14 protein-coding genes are annotated in these 16369 nt (G+C 69.2%); 12 read left to right on the top strand and 2 right to left on the bottom strand.

Annotated elements, in window-relative coordinates; genetic code table 11:
• The first annotated feature begins 4 nt into the window (after positions 1–4).
• The 8 genes from pgeF (at position 5) to LZ199_RS02060 (ending at position 8802) form a co-directional block, all read left to right on the top strand.
• Positions 5–784 (top strand): peptidoglycan editing factor PgeF, encoded by a 780-nt coding sequence (gene pgeF / locus LZ199_RS02025; RefSeq protein WP_253991926.1) that lies wholly within the window; start codon positions 5–7, stop codon positions 782–784.
• An 80-nt stretch (positions 785–864) separates the two neighbouring features.
• Entirely contained in the window at positions 865–1761 is an 897-nt protein-coding gene (locus LZ199_RS02030; protein WP_253991927.1) for a tetratricopeptide repeat protein, read from the top strand.
• A 26-nt stretch (positions 1762–1787) separates the two neighbouring features.
• Positions 1788–3005, top strand: a complete 1218-nt coding sequence (locus LZ199_RS02035; protein WP_253991928.1) for a LysM peptidoglycan-binding domain-containing protein — start codon at positions 1788–1790, stop codon at positions 3003–3005.
• A gap of 133 nt (positions 3006–3138) precedes the next feature.
• The gene (locus tag LZ199_RS02040) at positions 3139–4260 is read left to right on the top strand and encodes a DNA-processing protein DprA (RefSeq protein ID WP_253991929.1); all 1122 of its coding nucleotides are present in this window, start codon (positions 3139–3141) and stop codon (positions 4258–4260) included.
• Positions 4261–4271: 11 nt separating this feature from the next.
• Positions 4272–6854: a type I DNA topoisomerase gene (gene topA / locus LZ199_RS02045; protein ID WP_253991930.1), complete on the top strand. Its 2583-nt coding sequence runs from the start codon at positions 4272–4274 to the stop codon at positions 6852–6854.
• Positions 6855–6929: 75 nt separating this feature from the next.
• A complete protein-coding gene (locus LZ199_RS02050; RefSeq protein ID WP_253991931.1) occupies positions 6930–7670 on the top strand; it encodes a MotA/TolQ/ExbB proton channel family protein in 741 nt (246 codons plus the stop codon).
• A gap of 19 nt (positions 7671–7689) precedes the next feature.
• The gene (locus tag LZ199_RS02055) at positions 7690–8211 is read left to right on the top strand and encodes an ExbD/TolR family protein (protein ID WP_253991932.1); all 522 of its coding nucleotides are present in this window, start codon (positions 7690–7692) and stop codon (positions 8209–8211) included.
• 3 nt (positions 8212–8214) lie between these two features.
• Complete coding sequence (locus LZ199_RS02060; RefSeq protein ID WP_253991933.1) at positions 8215–8802, top strand: ExbD/TolR family protein; 588 nt, start codon at positions 8215–8217, stop codon at positions 8800–8802.
• A gap of 59 nt (positions 8803–8861) precedes the next feature.
• On the opposite strand, the gene LZ199_RS02065 is transcribed toward LZ199_RS02060, so the two are convergent.
• Positions 8862–9248: a TraR/DksA family transcriptional regulator gene (locus LZ199_RS02065; RefSeq protein WP_253991934.1), complete on the bottom strand. Its 387-nt coding sequence runs from the start codon at positions 9246–9248 to the stop codon at positions 8862–8864.
• A 283-nt stretch (positions 9249–9531) separates the two neighbouring features.
• On the opposite strand from LZ199_RS02065, the gene trmFO reads away from it, so the two are divergent.
• Both trmFO and LZ199_RS02075 read left to right on the top strand, forming a co-directional pair.
• Positions 9532–10908 carry a methylenetetrahydrofolate--tRNA-(uracil(54)-C(5))-methyltransferase (FADH(2)-oxidizing) TrmFO gene (trmFO, locus tag LZ199_RS02070; RefSeq protein WP_253991935.1) on the top strand — a complete coding sequence of 459 codons (1377 nt, stop codon included), beginning with the start codon at positions 9532–9534 and terminating at the stop codon, positions 10906–10908.
• A complete protein-coding gene (locus LZ199_RS02075) occupies positions 10905–12575 on the top strand; it encodes an alpha/beta hydrolase (RefSeq protein ID WP_253991936.1) in 1671 nt (556 codons plus the stop codon). The genes trmFO and LZ199_RS02075 overlap by 4 nt, the downstream gene beginning before the upstream one ends.
• A gap of 19 nt (positions 12576–12594) precedes the next feature.
• Here LZ199_RS02075 and LZ199_RS02080 read toward each other — a convergent pair whose 3' ends face one another.
• Positions 12595–12903 (bottom strand): hypothetical protein, encoded by a 309-nt coding sequence (locus tag LZ199_RS02080; protein WP_253991937.1) that lies wholly within the window; start codon positions 12901–12903, stop codon positions 12595–12597.
• Positions 12904–13119: 216 nt separating this feature from the next.
• Between LZ199_RS02080 and LZ199_RS02085 the strand changes: the two genes are divergently transcribed.
• Positions 13120–15360: a kinesin gene (locus tag LZ199_RS02085; protein ID WP_253991938.1), complete on the top strand. Its 2241-nt coding sequence runs from the start codon at positions 13120–13122 to the stop codon at positions 15358–15360.
• Between the two features lie 60 nt (positions 15361–15420).
• Positions 15421–16323 carry a tyrosine recombinase XerC gene (locus LZ199_RS02090; RefSeq protein WP_253991939.1) on the top strand — a complete coding sequence of 301 codons (903 nt, stop codon included), beginning with the start codon at positions 15421–15423 and terminating at the stop codon, positions 16321–16323.
• The last annotated feature ends 46 nt before the right edge of the window (positions 16324–16369 follow it).

Below are 16369 nucleotides of genomic sequence, written 5' to 3' on the forward strand. Positions count from 1 at the left end.
CCTCATGGCGACCGAGCTGCTCACGTCCTCGCTGCTCCCCGTTCCCCACGGCTTCGCGACGCGCGCGGGCGGTGTGTCGGAGGGGCCCTTCGCCTCGCTCAACCTCGGCTTCTCCACGGGAGATGACCGGGCGAAGGTGGAGGAGAACCTCCGCAGGCTCGCCATGGCGGCCGGGGCTCCGCTGGGCTGCCTGTCTCGCGTGTCCCAGGTGCATGGAGACCGGGTGCTGGAGGCTCGAGTGGAGGAGGCTCTGGTGGCGGAGGAGGGCGGCGACACGCTGCGGCCTCCCGAGGGGGAGGCGGACGCGCTGTGGACCGGCGTGCCCGGGACGTGGGTGGCGGTGGGCACGGCGGACTGCGTCCCGGTGTTGCTGGTGGACCCGGACGGACGGCGTGTGGCCGCGGTGCACTCGGGGTGGAAGGGCACGGACGCGGACATCAGCGCACGCGCCGTGGAGGCGCTGGTGGCCCAAGGCGCCCGGCCGGAGCGGCTGCTCGCGGCGGTGGGGCCGGCGATTCAGCGCTGCTGCTACGAGGTCTCCCCGGAGCTGGGACAGCGCTTCACGGCGCGCTTCGGCTCGGAAGTCGTGGTGGAGGAGGGCGGCCGCATCCGGTTGGACCTGTCACGCGCGGTGCGGCTGACGTTGCTGGGCGCGGGGCTGCGGGCGGCCCATGTGGACGTGCTACAGGTCTGTACCGCGTGTGAGCCCTCGCGGTTCTTCTCCCACCGGCGGGATGCGGGGCGGACCGGACGGCACCTCAACCTGGTGGTAAACCGGTTCTAGAAGGGGAGCGCCGGCCGTTTTCTTGACGCTCTCCGACGTGCCTTCCTATCCTCGCAAGGGACTTTCATCCGTCGAGGCCCGTGCCCGAGCGCTCCTCCATCTTCCGCTTGCTCGCCGCAGCGCCCCTGTGCGCGCTGTGTGCCTGTGCCACCACTTCCGCTTCCCAGGCGGAGGTCGGGGCCCTGCAGGCGGAGCTTCGCGCGCTGCGCGAGTCGCAGTCCCGCCTCGTCGACCGGCTGGAGCGGCTGGAGGCCCATGCCGCCGTCGACCGCGCGCGGACCCAGGGTTCCGCTCCCGCGACGAAGCAGGCCACCCCCGCGTCCGTGCGAGCCGCCGCGCCCGCGCAACAGCCGGATGACGCGCTGACGATGACTCCGGAGCTGTCGGTGGTGAAGCTCAAGCCGCGCTTCGAGCCCGCGCCCAGGCTGGCCACGCAGGTGGCGGTGGTGGAGCCCGAGTCCGAGCAGGTGGAGATGTTCATCAGCAACGTGCCGGACGGCGCGCAGGAGTCCGGCTCGGGCGGTGCCACCCTGGCGTCCGCGGGCGGGGCGACGATGGTGACCACGCGCGAGGATGACCCGGCGGACCAGCCGGACCCGGACGTGCTGGAGGCGGACTACGAGAAGTCCGTGTCGCTCTTGCGCACCGGCAACGTGGAGGGCGGCGTGCAGCGCCTGCGCCGCTTCTCCGAGGAGAACCCCCGCCACCCGCGCGCGGACAACGCGCTGTACTTCAGCGGGCTGGGGCAGATGGGGCTCAACGAGTTCAAGGACGCCGCCAGGACGTTCGAGCGGCTGCTGACCACCTATCCCGCCGGGGATGCCATGCTGGACGGCATGCTCCGGCTCGCCGAGTGCCGGATGCGGCTCAACCAGGCCGCGGATGCCCGGGCTCTCTACACGCGCGTCGTCACCCAGTTTCCGGGGACGGCCGCCGCCACACAGGCGGAGCAGCGGCTCGCCGCGCTCCCGCAGTGAAGTCTTCTTTGAAAGGATGTCGTGCGATGCGCTCCCGGATCCTCACCTCGCTGATGCTGAGCCTCGCCGTCGCCCCCGCCTGGAGCGCACTCGCGCAGCAGGAGGGCAGCGACCCGGACGAGACCGAGGCTGGCAGCGAGACGGAAGGCGCCGAGGTCATGGACGAGGTGGCGCCCGAGCGCCCCTCCGGCACCAACGTGACGCTGCCCCCGGGCGCCGCCAAGGGCCGTGAGAGCGCCCCCGGCGTGGTCCACACCGTCGAGTCCGGTGACACGCTGTGGGACCTCTCCCAGCGCTACCTGGGCAGCCCCTGGTACTGGCCGAAGGTCTGGTCCTACAACCCGGAGATCGCCAACCCGCATTGGATCTACCCGGGCAACCAGGTGAGCTTCTTCGGCGGGGGCGAGGAAGTGCCCCAGCGCGTGGAGACCGACGACACCGTCGACGTGGCCGCGCCCACGGAGCTGTCCGGAGGGGACATGGTCTCCGTGTCGGGCAAGATTGGCTACGACGTGTCCTCGTCGCGGCCGGTGACGACGCAGGGCTTCGTCACGCCGCGCGAGCTGGAGGAGGCGGGCCGCATCGAGGGCTCTCCGAACGGCGCGCTGATGCTGTCCTTCCCGGACAACGTCTACGTGCGCTTCAAGCGCAACGCCGCCGCCAAGGTCGGTGACCGCTACGTCGTCTTCCACACCACGCAGGCGGTGAAGCACCCGCGCACGCACAAGCAGCTCGGCTACCTGACGGACTTCGTGGGCACGCTGCGCGTGGTGCGCGTGGACAAGGGCGTCGTCACCGCGCAGATCGTCGACACCTGGGACGGCATCGAGCGTGGTGACCTGGTGGGCCCCTACGGCGAAAAGCTCAGCGAGCGCGTCGCCCCCCGGCCCAACACGAAGGAGCTCAACGCCACCGTCGTCACGGCGCTGGTGCCCTACCTGTCGCTGCTCGGGGAGCACAACACCGTGGTGCTGGACAAGGGCAGCGCGGACGGCGTCCAGCTGGGCAACACCTTCCTCATCCTCCGCCAGGGCGACCCGTCCCGGCAGGTGCTGGGCAAGCCGGAGCTGCCGCCCCCGCCCGCGTCCGACAAGGCGCTGCCGTGGGAGAACATCGGCACGTGCATGGTCACCGAGGTGAAGGAGCGCACCAACAACTGCCTGATGATGCGCTCCACCGAGGAGATCAACACCGGCGACCGCGCGTACATGCGCGTGAACACCGCCCCCACCGCCAGCCGCTGATCCCGGCAGGAAAAGTGCATCCCCTCCCGTCCAGGAGGGGTTGAGTGCTTGACCGGTGGCGGTCCGGTGTCTATGTGTCGCGCCCCTCCCTGCGGACCCATCTTCTATATAGGTGGGAATCGAGGGGGTCGGTATGGCGGACGCTGAGACGGACAGCCTCACGGCGGAGCAGCAGGCATGCCTGGCGCTCTGGGCCGTTCCCGGCCTGGGGCCGAGGACGCTGGCCGCCTTGCGCGCATTCGCCGACGGCCGGCTCGCCCCGCTGGCCACGACTCCGGTGGGAGACTGGGTGTCCGAAGCGCCGGTTTCCCCACAGGTCCGTCGCAGGCTGGCGACGCTGGAGCGGCTCCCCGTCGTCGCGGAGCGGCTGCAGGAGGCGTGTCGCGCCGGAGGCATGCGGGTGGCATTCGCCGAGCAGCGGGCCTATCCAGAGCGCCTCAAGCAGGTGGAGGACGCGCCTCCCTTGCTCTTCCACAAGGGGCAGCCCGGGCCGCCGCGCAGGCGGGTGGCCATGGTGGGCAGCCGACATCCGGATCAGGGGTTCCTGCCTTTTGCCCGTGCCTTCGCCCGTCAGGTGGCCGAGGGTGGGGTGGGGGTGGTGTCGGGCGCGGCGGCGGGGGTGGACAGGGCGTGCCACTGGGGTGCACTGGACGTGGGCGCGGAGACGTGGGCTTTTCTGGGGTCCGCGCTGGATGCGCTGGACCCGGCGCAAGCCCGCCTGCTGCCTCACTTTTTGGAGAGGGGCGGGGTGTTCTTCAGCGAGCTGCCGCCTGGGGTGCGGGCAAGCACCTCCACGTTTCCCCGGCGCAACCGGCTCATCTCCGGCGCATCGGATGCGGTTCTGGTGATGAGGGCGGGGGCGGAGTCGGGCAGCTTGCACACGGCGAGGGCGGGGCGGGCGCAGGGGCGGCCGGTGCTGGCGATGCCGGGGGATGTACGTCAGGCGGATGCGGCAGGCTGCAACGCCTTGCTGCGCGAGGGGCACGCGAGTGCGTGCCTGGATGCAAAGGACGTCTGGCGGGCGGTGGGTGTTGACCCTGGGTGGATGGTGGCGCCTGGAAAGGCTGATTCGTGGGATGGGCTCTCCGCGGAAGCGCGGGGCGCCTATGCGGTGTTGGACCGGATTCCCCGGACGTTCGACGAGGTGCTGACCGGGAGCACCCTCACACCCGCGGCGCTCGTCAGCGCGCTGGTGGAGCTGGAGATGACGGGGCTGGTCGTCCAGCACCCGGGCAGGCTGTACGAGAAGATCTAGGTAGGAGAGTCATGGCCACGCGGACGAAGAAGAAGGCGGAAGAGACCGAGGCGACCGAGGAGAAGGCGCCCCGCGAGGCGACCGGTCGCACGGCCGCCAAGAAGAAGACTGCGGCCAAGAAGAAGCCCGCGGCCAAGAAGGCCGCGGCCAAGAAGACCGCGGCCCGCCGGCGTACCACCAAGAAGGGTGATGACGACTCGCTGCCCGCCGTGGACGCGGACGCCGAGGAGGAGGCCACGCCGCGCGGCAAGGGGCCGCACTACCTGGTCGTCGTGGAGTCGCCCGCCAAGGCGAAGACCATCAAGAAGTACCTGGGCTCCGGCTACACGGTGAAGGCGTCCGTGGGGCACGTGAAGGATCTGCCCAAGAGCAAGATTGGCGTCGACGTGGAGCACGACTTCCAGCCCCAGTACGAGGTCATCAAGGGCAAGGAGAAGGTGCTCAACGAGCTGAAGAAGATGGCGAAGTCCGCCGACAAGGTCTTCCTGGCCACGGACCCCGACCGCGAGGGCGAGGCCATTGCGTGGCACATCAAGGAAGAGCTGGCGCATCCGGACGCGATGCGGGTGACCTTCAACGAAATCACCAAGAAGGCCATTCAAGAGGCCATCGCCCAGCCTCGCGAGCTGAACCAGGACAACTACGACTCGCAGCAGACGCGTCGCATCCTGGACCGGCTGGTGGGCTATCAAATCTCGCCGCTGCTCTGGCAGAAGATCCGCCGGGGCCTGTCCGCCGGACGCGTGCAGTCCGTCGCGGTGCGCCTCATCGTGGAGCGCGAGACGGAGATCAAGGCCTTCGTCCCCGAGGAGTACTGGACGCTGGACGCGCTGTTGGAGGGCCCCTCCGGCCCGCCGCCGTTCAAGGCCAAGCTGTCCAAGGTGGACGGCAAGAAGATAGAGCTCAAGGACCGCGCCATCACCGAGGGCCTGGTCAACGAGCTGAAGGACGCGGCCTTCTCCGTGTCCAAGGTGGACCGCCGCGAGCGACGTCGCAACGCGCCCGCGCCCTTCATCACCTCCAAGCTGCAGCAGGAGGCGGCCAACCGGCTGTCCTTCACCGCGAAGAAGACGATGACGCTGTCCCAGAAGCTCTACGAGGGCGTGCCCCTCGGCGAGGAAGGACAGACGGCGCTCATCACCTATATGCGCACGGACTCCACGCGTCTGTCGGACGACGCCGTGAAGCAGGTGCGGGAGATGATCGGCACCAAGTACGGCGCCGAGTACCTGCCGGAAGAGCCGGTGGTCTACAAGTCCCGGAAGAGCGCGCAGGACGCCCACGAGGCCATCCGCCCCACGTCGCTGGAGTACCCGCCGGAGCGGGTGCGTCCCTTCTTCGACGCGATGGACGAGCAGGACATGTTCCGGCTCTACGAGCTCATCTGGAACCGCTTCGTGGCGTGCCAGATGAAGCCCGCCGTGTATGACCAGACGAGCGCGGACATCTCCGCGGGCCGGGCCACGTTCCGCGCCTCCGGCAGCACGCTGAAGTTCCCCGGCTACCTCGCGGTGTACGGCGCGGGCCTGACGCCGGAAGAGGAGTCGGAGAAGGAGAAGGCGAAGGCCGCGGGCGAAGAGGGCGCGGATGGCGCCGACGCCGTGGGCGACCTGCCGCTGCTCAACGACAACGACAAGCTGGGCCTGCAGCGGCTGGTGCACGAGCAGCACTTCACCCAGCCGCCCCCGCGCTTCAGCGAGGCCACGCTGGTGAAGGAGCTGGAAGAGAAGGGCATTGGCCGCCCGTCCACCTACGCCGCCATCCTCTCCACCATCCAGGACAAGAAGTACGTGGAGAAGCTGGAGAGCCGCTTCCGGCCCACGGACCTGGGACAGATGACCAACGAGATGTTGGTCAAGCACTTCCCCCACGAGCTGGACGTCACCTTCACGGCGACGATGGAGGAGAAGCTCGATCAGATCTCCGAGGGCGAAGCGAAGTGGGTGTCGGTGCTGCGCGACTTCTACGGGCCCTTCAAGGACACGCTCGAGAAGGCGAAGGCGGAGATGCGCGACGTCAAGCGCGAGGAGATCAAGACCGACATCGCCTGTGAGAAGTGCGGCAACCACTTCGTCATCAAGTTCGGAAAGATGGGGCACTTCCTCGCCTGTTCGAACTACCCCGACTGCAAGAACACCAAGGACTTCAAGCGGGACGCCGAGGGGAAGATCGTCATCGTCGAGGAAGAGACGACGGACGAGCTGTGCGAGAAGTGCGGCAAGCCCATGGTCATCAAGCGGGGCCGGTTCGGCCGCTTCATGGCGTGCTCGGGCTACCCGGACTGCAAGACGTCCAAGCCCATCTCCATCGGCGTGGGGTGCCCGGAGTGCAAGCAGGGCTACCTGACGGAGCGCCGCAGCGGCCGAGGGAAGATCTTCTTCGGCTGCAACCGCTACCCGGACTGCCGCTTCGCCGCGTGGGACCGGCCCCTGGCGGAGGCGTGCCCGGACTGCGCGTCGCCGTACCTCCTCCAGAAGTTCTCCAAGCGGGACGGGGCGTACATCTCCTGCCCGAACAAGGAGTGCGGCTACCGGCGGGAGGTCGTTGAGCAGGCGGGCGTCCCCACGGACCCGGGAACGTCGTCGGCGGCCTGAAAACCCAAGTGTTTACGGGGGGCTGGCCCGTCCGTGGCTTGACAGCTTCGGCGGGCCCGCCCTACAACCCGGGCAATGATTTCCTCGGTGGTCAGCGAGTTGCTGGTCAACGCGAGCCTCGCGGCCGCGGACGCCGGAAAGCTCGGCGTCACGGACTCCGTCATCAAGTTCTTCAAGGATGGCGGTCCGTTCATGTTCGTGAACCTGTTCTGGCTGGCATGCGCGCTGGCGGTGTCCATCGAGCGCATCGTCACGCTGGTGTTCCGCTACAACCTCAACCCGGCGCCCTTCATGGAGCAGATCTCCAAGCTGGTGCGCGGCGGCAACCTGGACCGCGCGGTGAAGGTGTGTGGCATGGCGCCCACCGCGCCGCTGGCCAAGGTCATCCGCGCGGGGCTGGTGAACGCGAACCGGGGCGAAATCGAGGTGGCCAAGGCGGTGGAGGAGGCCATCATCGAGCACAGCCCGCATGTCTCCAAGCGCATCCCCTGGCTGTGGTCCCTGGCGAACATCGCCACGCTGGTGGGCCTCGTCGGCACCATCTTCGGCCTCATCGGCACCTTCCAGGCGCTGGGTGACGTGCCGGCGGACCAGAAGCAGCGGCTGTTGTCGGACGGTATCTCCAAGGCGATGAACAACACCGCCTTCGCGCTCTCCATCGCGGTGGTGTGCATCATCTTCCACCTGTTCCTCACGTCGTACGCGAAGAGCATGGTGGAGAGCCTGGAGCTCAACGCGCTGAAGCTGGAGAACCTCCTGTCGCGTCGCGGCAGCGCGGACCCTGCTTCCACGGAGCTCGAAGCCCGCGCGTCGTAGGGCGGGGCGAGCGCGCGCCATGGCGTTCCACTACTCCCGCCGCAAGCTGAAGGTCCGCGAGGAAGAAGAGTCGGGCGAGCTGAACGTCGTCCCGTACCTCGACATCCTCATGAACCTCATCATCTTCATGCTGCTGTCGATTACGGGGCTGACCTCGTTCGGCATCCTCAACGTGAGCGCGCCGGGCTATGGCGCGCCGTCCACGGGGATGACGCAGGAGTCGCCCTCCGACGAGCCGAAGCTGACGCTGTCCGTGCTCATCTCCCGCAAGGGGCACTTCGTCAGCAGCGAGAACGCCATCCTCGGTGAGGGAGGCGCGCCCACGGTGCCGACGAACGCGGCGGGCGACTACGACTACGCCGCGCTCAACGCGTGGATGGTGAAGATCAAGACGGAGTTTCCCAAGGAGACGAAGGTCATCGTCGGCGCGGACGCGGACGTGCCCTACGAGGCGCTCATCCAGACGATGGATGCGCTGCGCGAGGAGCAGGGTCCCCAGCGCCGGTTGCTGTTCCCCGACGTCACCCTGGCGGGGACCTGAGCCATGTCGTCTTCCGAGCCCATGTCGCCCGCGCCGGACTCCGTCGACGAAGAGGCCCTGGCGCGGCTGCGCTATCGCCGGGCCCTGGCGCGCAAGAAGCGCAAGGAGCGCGACGCGGCGGGGGAAATCAAGGAGCTGAACATCACCGCGATGATGGACATGATGACCATCCTCCTGGTGTTCCTGCTCAAGTCCTTCGCCTCGTCCTCCGCCGCGGTGACGGCGTCCGAGGACGTGCGGCCGCCCATCTCCACCACCCGCGCCACGCCGCAGGACACCATCGCCGTGACGATTACGTCCAAGAGCGTGCTGGTGGGTGAGCGCGAGGTGCTGCGCCTGGTGAACGGTCAGCTCCCCGCCGAGGCCCTCCAGGGCCGGCTGGTGCTCCCGCTCGACGCGCGGTTCAAGAAGGAAGTGGAGAAGCTGAAGTACATCGCCGAGCGCAACCCTCAAGCGCCCTTCAGCAAGGAGCTGTCCGTCATCGCGGACCGCAAGGTCCCCTACGACATGCTCCTGAGCGTGCTCTACACCGCGGGACAGAACGAGCTGGAGAACTACCGCTTCGTCGTCCTCAAGAAAGAGGGCGACTGAACGAGCGGCGCCCCCTGGCGGAACCAGGGAGCGCCGCGTGCCACGTCTCTGGGGCAGGGCTACAGCGAGGGCGTCGCGTAGTGCCCGCCGCGCATGTCCTGCTCGTGCTGCTCGGCGTCCTCGGCGCAGCGGATGGCGAAGGGCAGGGCCTCCAGGCGGTCCATGGAGATCTCCTGGCCGCAGTCCACGCACTCACCGAAGACGCCCGTGTCCATGCGCAGCAGCGCGGCGTCGATGAGCATGACCTCGCGACGCTGGGCCTCCACCAGGCTGGACAGGGTGTAGTCCGCCAGCTCCGACTGGGCGTTCTCCTCGTACTCAGGGTCTCGCTCCTGGTCCTTGAGCGCTGTCAGCTCGCGGTGCGTGCCGCTGCTGGTGGTGAGGATGTCCCGCCTGCGGCGCTGAAGAATCTCGCGAACCTTCAGCAAGTCTTGGGCTCGGCTCATGATGGCCTCGTTTCCGTGTGGGTGTCTTCGAGTGCGCTGTGCGCTCGCTCGGATGAACGCTGCCTTCGAGCGATGAACGCGAGAAACGTAGGGGTTCAACCCAGGTGGGGAAACCTCGCCTTCCCACCTGGGGCGACGGTGGCTCGGAGGGCAGGCGACCGGACATGGGGCCCTGGACAGGACACCGGGTTGACGCCCATGGCTTCGCGAGTGGGACAGGGCGTGCCAGTCCTGCTAACTGTTCGCTGACGGGCTCGCGCTCGGCGCTCCCGGGAGGAACAGGATGGCGGACGTGAAGCAGCAGCGGGTGACGGTGATTGGCGGCGGCCTGGCCGGTACGGAGTGCGCATACCAGCTTGCCCGCCGGGGCGTGCCGGTGGTGCTGCGAGAGATGAAGCCCCACAAGCGTTCTCCGGCGCACAAGTCGGATCAGCTCGCGGAGCTGGTGTGCAGCAACTCGCTGCGCTCGGACAACCCGGAGAGCGCCATTGGCCTGCTGCACGCGGAGCTGCGCGCGCTGGGCTCGTTGATCCTGGGCAGCGCGGATGCCCATCGGGTGCCCGCGGGAGACGCGCTGGCGGTGGAGCGCGAGGGCTTCTCCAAGGCGATTACGGAGTCCCTGCTGCGCCAGGCGGGCGTGGAGCTGGTGGCGGGCGAGGTGGAGACGCTGCCGGAGGAGGGCCCCGTCGTCGTGGCCACCGGACCGCTGACGTCGGACGCCCTCACGCGCGAGCTGGAGCGGCACGTGGGGCAGAAGCTCTATTTCTACGACTCCATCGCCCCCATCCTCTCCGGAGACTCCATCGACCTGTCGGTGGCCTTCCGCCAGAGCCGCTATGGCAAGGGCGGCGGGGACGACTACCTGAACCTGCCGATGAACCGGGAGGAGTACTACCGCTTCATCGCCGAGCTGAAGGCGGGGCAGAAGGTGGTGCCGCACAGTTTCGAGGAACCGAAGTACTTCGAAGGCTGTCTGCCCATCGAGGTCATGGCGGAACGCGGCGACGACACGCTGGCCTATGGGCCGATGAAGCCGGTGGGACTCCGGGACCCGCGCACGGGCCAGGAGCCCCACGCGGTGGTGCAGCTGCGCATGGAGGACCGCGCCGGCACGTCCTGGAACATGGTGGGCTTCCAGACGCGCCTGACGTGGGGGGAGCAGAAGCGCATCTTCGTCTCCTGCATCCCAGGCCTCCAGAACGCGGAGTTCCTCCGGATGGGGCAGATCCACCGCAACACCTTCATCGACTCGCCCCGGCTGCTGTCGGCGGACCTGTCCCTGAAGACGGAGCCCCGGGTGTTCTTCGCGGGGCAGGTCTCCGGCGTGGAGGGGTACGTGGAGAGCGCGGCGTGCGGCTACCTGGTGGCGCTGGCGCTGCATGCGCGGCTGAGCGGGAAGGAGTGGGTGCCGCCCCCGGCGACGACGGCGCTGGGCTCGCTGTTCCGTCATGTGACGGGCGAAGCGCACCCGCCGGACTACCCGCATCAGCCCTCCAACATCATCTATGGCCTCTTCCCGCCGCTGACCGGGCGGATGAAGAAGGCGGACAAGCGGGCGGCGTATTCGGCCCGCGCGAAGCAGGACCTGGCGGCGTGGCTGCCGCACGCGGGTGTCCCCACGTCGGGCGCCCCGGAGCTTGAGGAGCAGAGGAGCGCATGATGCGGCCGAGGCTGGGACGACTTCTGGGCGCGGGCTTGATGGCCTCGCTCATGGTGGCGGGCACGGGGTGCAAGAAGGGCGAGGACAGCGGCGCGAAGTCGGGCGCTCCCGCCGCCGCGCCTGCCTCCGAGGGGGCCGCGGCGCCGAGCCGTGCCCCCGCGCCGAGCAGCGCGGGACGGGGCACGCCCGCCGGAGCGGGACAGGGCCTGCTGTTGGCCGCGGGCCGCGCGGCGGACCTGCGGCTGACCTCCGATGGGCGCTACGCCACATACCTGCTGAACGGGCAGAAGCCCCGGCTGGACGGCGTGCCGCCCCAGATGTTGCTCGGGGAGCTGCACGTGGTGCCCGTGGAGGGGGGCGAGCCTCGCAAGCTGGGCGACAGCGTGACGAACGTGCCGGGCGGGCTGCTCTTCTCGGCGGACTCGAAGCACGCGCTGTACCTCACGGGCTACAACGCGGCCTCGCAGTCCGGCGCGCTCAACGTGGCGGTGCTGGATGACCCGAAGGCGGAGCCGGCGGTGCTGGGCACGGCCGTCAGCTACATGCTGCCGTCGCCGGATGGGACGAAGCTGGCCTTCGTGGACGGCGGCAAGCTGAAGCTGGGCCCGCTGCCCTCGGGGCCGTTCGTCGACGTGGCGGCCGAGGTGAGCACCGCCCAGTTCACCTCCGACAGCAAGACGCTGCTGCTCAAGCGGCGGCTGTCCGCGGCGGGCGGGCTGGCGGCGGTGTCGGTGGACAAGCCCGAGGAGGCGCCGCGCAAGCTGGCGGACCAGGTGGGCGACTACGCCGTGTCTCCGGATGGTCAGCGCGTGGCCTTCCAGGTGCGCAGCGAGTCCGTGCGCGGGCTCTACGACTTGTACTTGGCGGAGCTGCCGGCGCAGAAGCCGAAGCGGCTGGCCGTGGCGGCGCAGGCCTTCGGGTTCTCTCCGGATGGCAAGTGGCTGGCGCGCTCGGAGAACGGCAAGCCGGACGTGCCGGGCGACCTGTACGTGGGCCCCGCCTCCGGTGGCCCGGGCCGCAAGGTGGGCGAGCGCGTGGAGATCTTCTCCTTCTCTCCGGACTCGCAGGCGGTGGGCTTCCTGGACAAGTACGACGTGACGGCGCGCGCGGGGTTGATGGCCGTGGCGTCGTTGCCGGACGGCGCGCCCAAGCGGGTGGGGGACCGCGTGCCCAACTTCGTGTGGGGCTCGGACGCGCGCTATGTGGCCTTCCTCTCGCGCTTCCTCAAGCCGGAGTACTCGGTGGACCTGATGCTCTATCCGCTGGGCGCGGAGAAGGCGGAGAAGGTGCACCGGGGCGTCTTCGGCTACGGCTTCGTGCCGGGCAACGGGCAGGTGGTGTTCCGCGCCAACTGCATCCGCAACGGACGTGCGTGCGACTTCAAGGCGCTCGAGCTGCCGCAGAAGGAGGACCCGAAGACGTGGCTCCAGGGCATCTTCAGCTACAAGCTGTCCGCGGATGGGCAGCGCGTGCTGGCGACGTCGGCGCGGATGGACTCGGACACGTACGACATCGCCGTGTACGACGCGAAGACGCAGGCGCGAAAGCCGTTGGACCAGGGCGTCCAGGTGCCGGTGTACTTCGGTGGCAAGGACGACTCGCGCGCCGTGTACATCATCGCCCAGGGGCCCAAGGCCGGCGTCTACAGCGTGTCGACCCTGCCGTAGTCGGCAAGGCGCCGCGGGTTCACCGGAGCGTGAGTTGAAAGCTCACGCCTCCGGGCCCGACGCTGAAGCCCGCGTGGGGCCCGAAGAGCAGCAGGGAGAACAGGGCCAGGCCCAGGCACGCGAGGGCGACCTTCCGGCCCGTGCGCAGGGAGTGGAAGAACGTCGTCTCGTAGTTCGTCCCCACGAAGCGCAGGGCGAAGAGCAGGCCGATGGGCAGCAGCGGCGTCTCGTTCACCGTGAACCAGAGGGTGGAGAGCGCGAGCAGCTGGTAGTAGCGCTTGCGGCTCAGGTGGAAGCGGTCGTCGTATTCAGCGGCGGCGGTGTGCATCGGATGCCTTTCGTCGCGAGGCCTGGAGTGCCGCCGGGCCGATTGCAGGGGCCTCGCCACTCGCAGGCGCGTGTCGTCGCGGTGCCTTGGCTCGCGCCGTCGTCCGGGTGCCGGGACACCCGGTCTCACGGGACAGCCGAGCGGTTGGCACCGTGAAGTGACGCTGCTGCGGAGCCGTGCGAGGCGACTTCGGGTGTGCTTAGGTCCGCCGCCTGTATGACTTCGACTCCGCTCACCTATCGCCGCTATGGCGGCTCGCTCCAGGTCGACATTCCCTCCTTCGACGTGCTCGTGGAGGCCGCGACCATCCCCGAGACGCAGTGGATCGCCACGGCGTGTCCGTTGGAAGGACTGAGCTGCGACCCCGCCTTCCTCAAGTTCCTGGACACGGACGGCAATGCCCGCGTCCGCGTGGCGGAGGTTCGCGCCGCCGTGGCCTGGGCCGCGAAGCACTTGAAGGACCGGCGCGGCGCCGACGCGAGCAGTGACGTGCTGGAGCTGAACTCGCTGTCCGCGGACGCGGCGTCCCTGCGCTCGGCGGCGGAGATGATTCTGCGCACGGTGGACGCGCCGGACCTGGGGCGCATCTCCCTGGCCCAGGTGCGCGCGAGCGACCAGGAGCTGCGCAAGTCCGGGCAGAACGGGGACGGCATCATCGCCCCGGAGCGCCTGCCGGAGCCGCTGCGTCCGCTCGCCAAGGACATCATGGCGTCCTTCCCCGAGCTGAAGAACCGCTCGGGCGAGGCGGGCGTGGACCCGGCGATGCTGAAGAGCTTCCGCGAGGCGCGCGAGGCCCTGCTGGCCCACCTGGGCAAGCGCGGCGAAATCTTCGTGTGGGGCGAGGACAGCGAGACGCGCGCGCGTCGCATCCGCGAGGTCGCTCCGCTGCTGGACACGTACTTCCTCCAGTGCCGCCTGGTGGCGGTGCAGCCGGAGGCGGCGGCGAATCTGCGGCTGCGCGCGGAGCGGGTGGAGAGCTCGCTGGGCGACACGGCCGCGCTGGGCAAGGCCGCGGGCGACCTGCCCATCGCCATGCCGGATGCGTCGGGCGTGCTGGAGTGGTCGCGGCTCCTGCGCGGTCCCTCCTACGAGCAGCTCCAGGCGTTTCGTCGCGATGTCGCCGCGCCGGTGACGGAAGACTCGGAGCGCCTGTCGGACACGGCGTGGCGGGAGCTGGTGGCGAAGGCGGACGCGGTGCTCGCGTGGTTCGCCCAGCGCGATGCCAACCCGGTGCACAAGCTGGCCGACTCGCTGCCCGCCGTGTCGCTGACGGACCTGGACGCCATCAACGCGGCCTCGCAGGCGGACCTCGCGCTGGCGCCCACGCTGGCCGCCATCGTCGAACTGGAGCGCCTGGTTCTCTACCAGCGCTGGCTCCTGGTGTTCGCCAACAACTTCATCAGCATGCCCAACCTCTATCTCCCCAAGGCGCCCGCGCTGATGGAGAAGGGGACGCTCATCCTCGGCGGGCGCAAGTACACGCTGTCGGTGCTCGCGAAGAACCGCGCGGAGCACGCGGCGCTGACGAGCCAGGGCACCACGTGCATCCTCTACGTGCTCGTCGCCCCCAAGGACGGCACGCCCGGCTACGAAGTCGCGGTGCCCGTCACGCGCGGTCGGAGCACGGACCTCGTCGTGGGCAAGCGCGGCGTCTTCTACGACGTGGCGGGCCAGGAGCACGACGCCACGGTGACGCACATCGTCCGCCAGCCCGTGTCGCTGTGGGAGTCGATGACCATGCCCTTCACTCGCATGGCCTCGTTCATCACCGGCAAGATTGAAGGGCTGGCGTCGGCGGGGGAGAAGACCTTCGACTCGACGCTGGAGCAGGGGTACTCGCAGACCGTGGCGGCGGTGCCCGCTCCGGCGGCGGCCCCCCCAGCGGCGCCGGCCCCGTCTCCGGGTGGGCTCGCGGGAGTCATCGCGGCGGGCAGCATCGCGGCGGCGGCGCTGGGTTCGTCCTTCGCGTTCATCGTCACGCAGGTGAAGTCGCTGACGATGGTGGACGTCATCACCGCCGCGTCCCTCATCGCCATCGTCGTCATGGCGCCGGCGGGACTGCTCGGCTGGCTGAAGCTGCGCAGGCGCAACCTGGCGCTGCTCCTGGAGGGCTCCGGCTGGGCGCTCAATGACCGCCTCATGTTGACGCACGGCCTGTCCACGCTGGTGACCCGGCGTCCCCGGCTCCCCAAGGGCGCGAAGGTGGACCGTCGCGACATGATTCGTCCGGCGATGCTCGCCCAGCAGGACGAGGATGGAGAGACGGAGGGGCTGTCCGGCTGGGCGCGGTTCGGGCTCGGGGCGCTCATCTTCTTCGTGCTGCTGTGGCAGGTGCGCAACCCCGTCCTCACGTGGATGTGTGGCAAGGCGTGGCTGTCGGACGCCACCTGTGTCGCGCTGCTGCCCGCGCCGGCGCCCGTGATTCCTGTCGTGGCCCCCGTCGTGCCGACGAAGTAGGGGTTTCGCGGGGCCCGGAATCTTGCGAGCCTCACCGGGCCCCCTACGCTGGCGAACGCCATGACGACCCTCTCGCCGCTGCTGGAGAAGTTCCGAGTCCACCTGGAAGACGAGAAGGGCGCGTCACCGCACACGGTGCGCAACTACCTCATCGACCTGGTGGACTATGAGCGCTACCTCGTCGAGCGGATGAAGCTCTCGCTCCTGGCCGGCTCCCACGCCGCCATCCGCGGCTACCTGGGCACGCTGAGCGTGGACCATGCCCCCGCCAGCCGCGCCCGTCGGCTCGCGTCCATCAAGTCCTTCTACAAGTACCTGGTGCGCCAGAAGCTGCTGCCCGCCAGTCCGGCGAAGCTGGTGAAGAGCCCCAAGCTGCCCAAGGCGCTGCCCAAGGTGCTGCCGGTGGAGGAGGTCTTCGCCCTCCTGGACGTGCACGACTTGAAGACGGTGCTGGGCCTTCGCGACAAGGCCATCCTGGAGCTGCTCTATGGCGGCGGGCTGCGCATCAGCGAGCTGTGTGATTTGGACCTGCTCGCCGTGGACCGGAGCGGGCGCATCGTCCGGGTCATGGGCAAGGGCAGCAAGGAGCGCCTCGTGCCTGTCAACGCGCAGGCCATCCGCTCGCTGGAGGCATACCTGGCCCGGCGCGGAGAGCTGCTCGCGGAGCCGAAGCCGAACCAGGCGCCAGAGGCCATCTTCCTCAACTTCCGAGGGGGCCGGCTGACGCCCCGGAGCATCCGGAGGCACCTGGACGCGCATGTGCTCAAGTGCGCGCTGGCGCGCAAGGTGAGTCCACACGCGCTGCGTCACTCCTTCGCCACGCACCTGCTCGGTGGGGGCGCCGACATCCGCAGCATCCAGGAGCTGCTGGGTCATGCCAGCCTCTCCACCACCCAGCGCTATACGCACGTCTCCTGGGAGCAGCTCCAGCAGGTCTACGACGCCGCCCATCCGCGCGCTTGATGGTGCATTGCCGGGTGTGCTGTTTTTGCTAAGCTTGGCACACGCG

The sequence above is a fragment of the Myxococcus qinghaiensis genome (assembly GCF_024198215.1).
GTDB classification, from domain to species: Bacteria; Myxococcota; Myxococcia; order Myxococcales; family Myxococcaceae; genus Myxococcus; species Myxococcus qinghaiensis.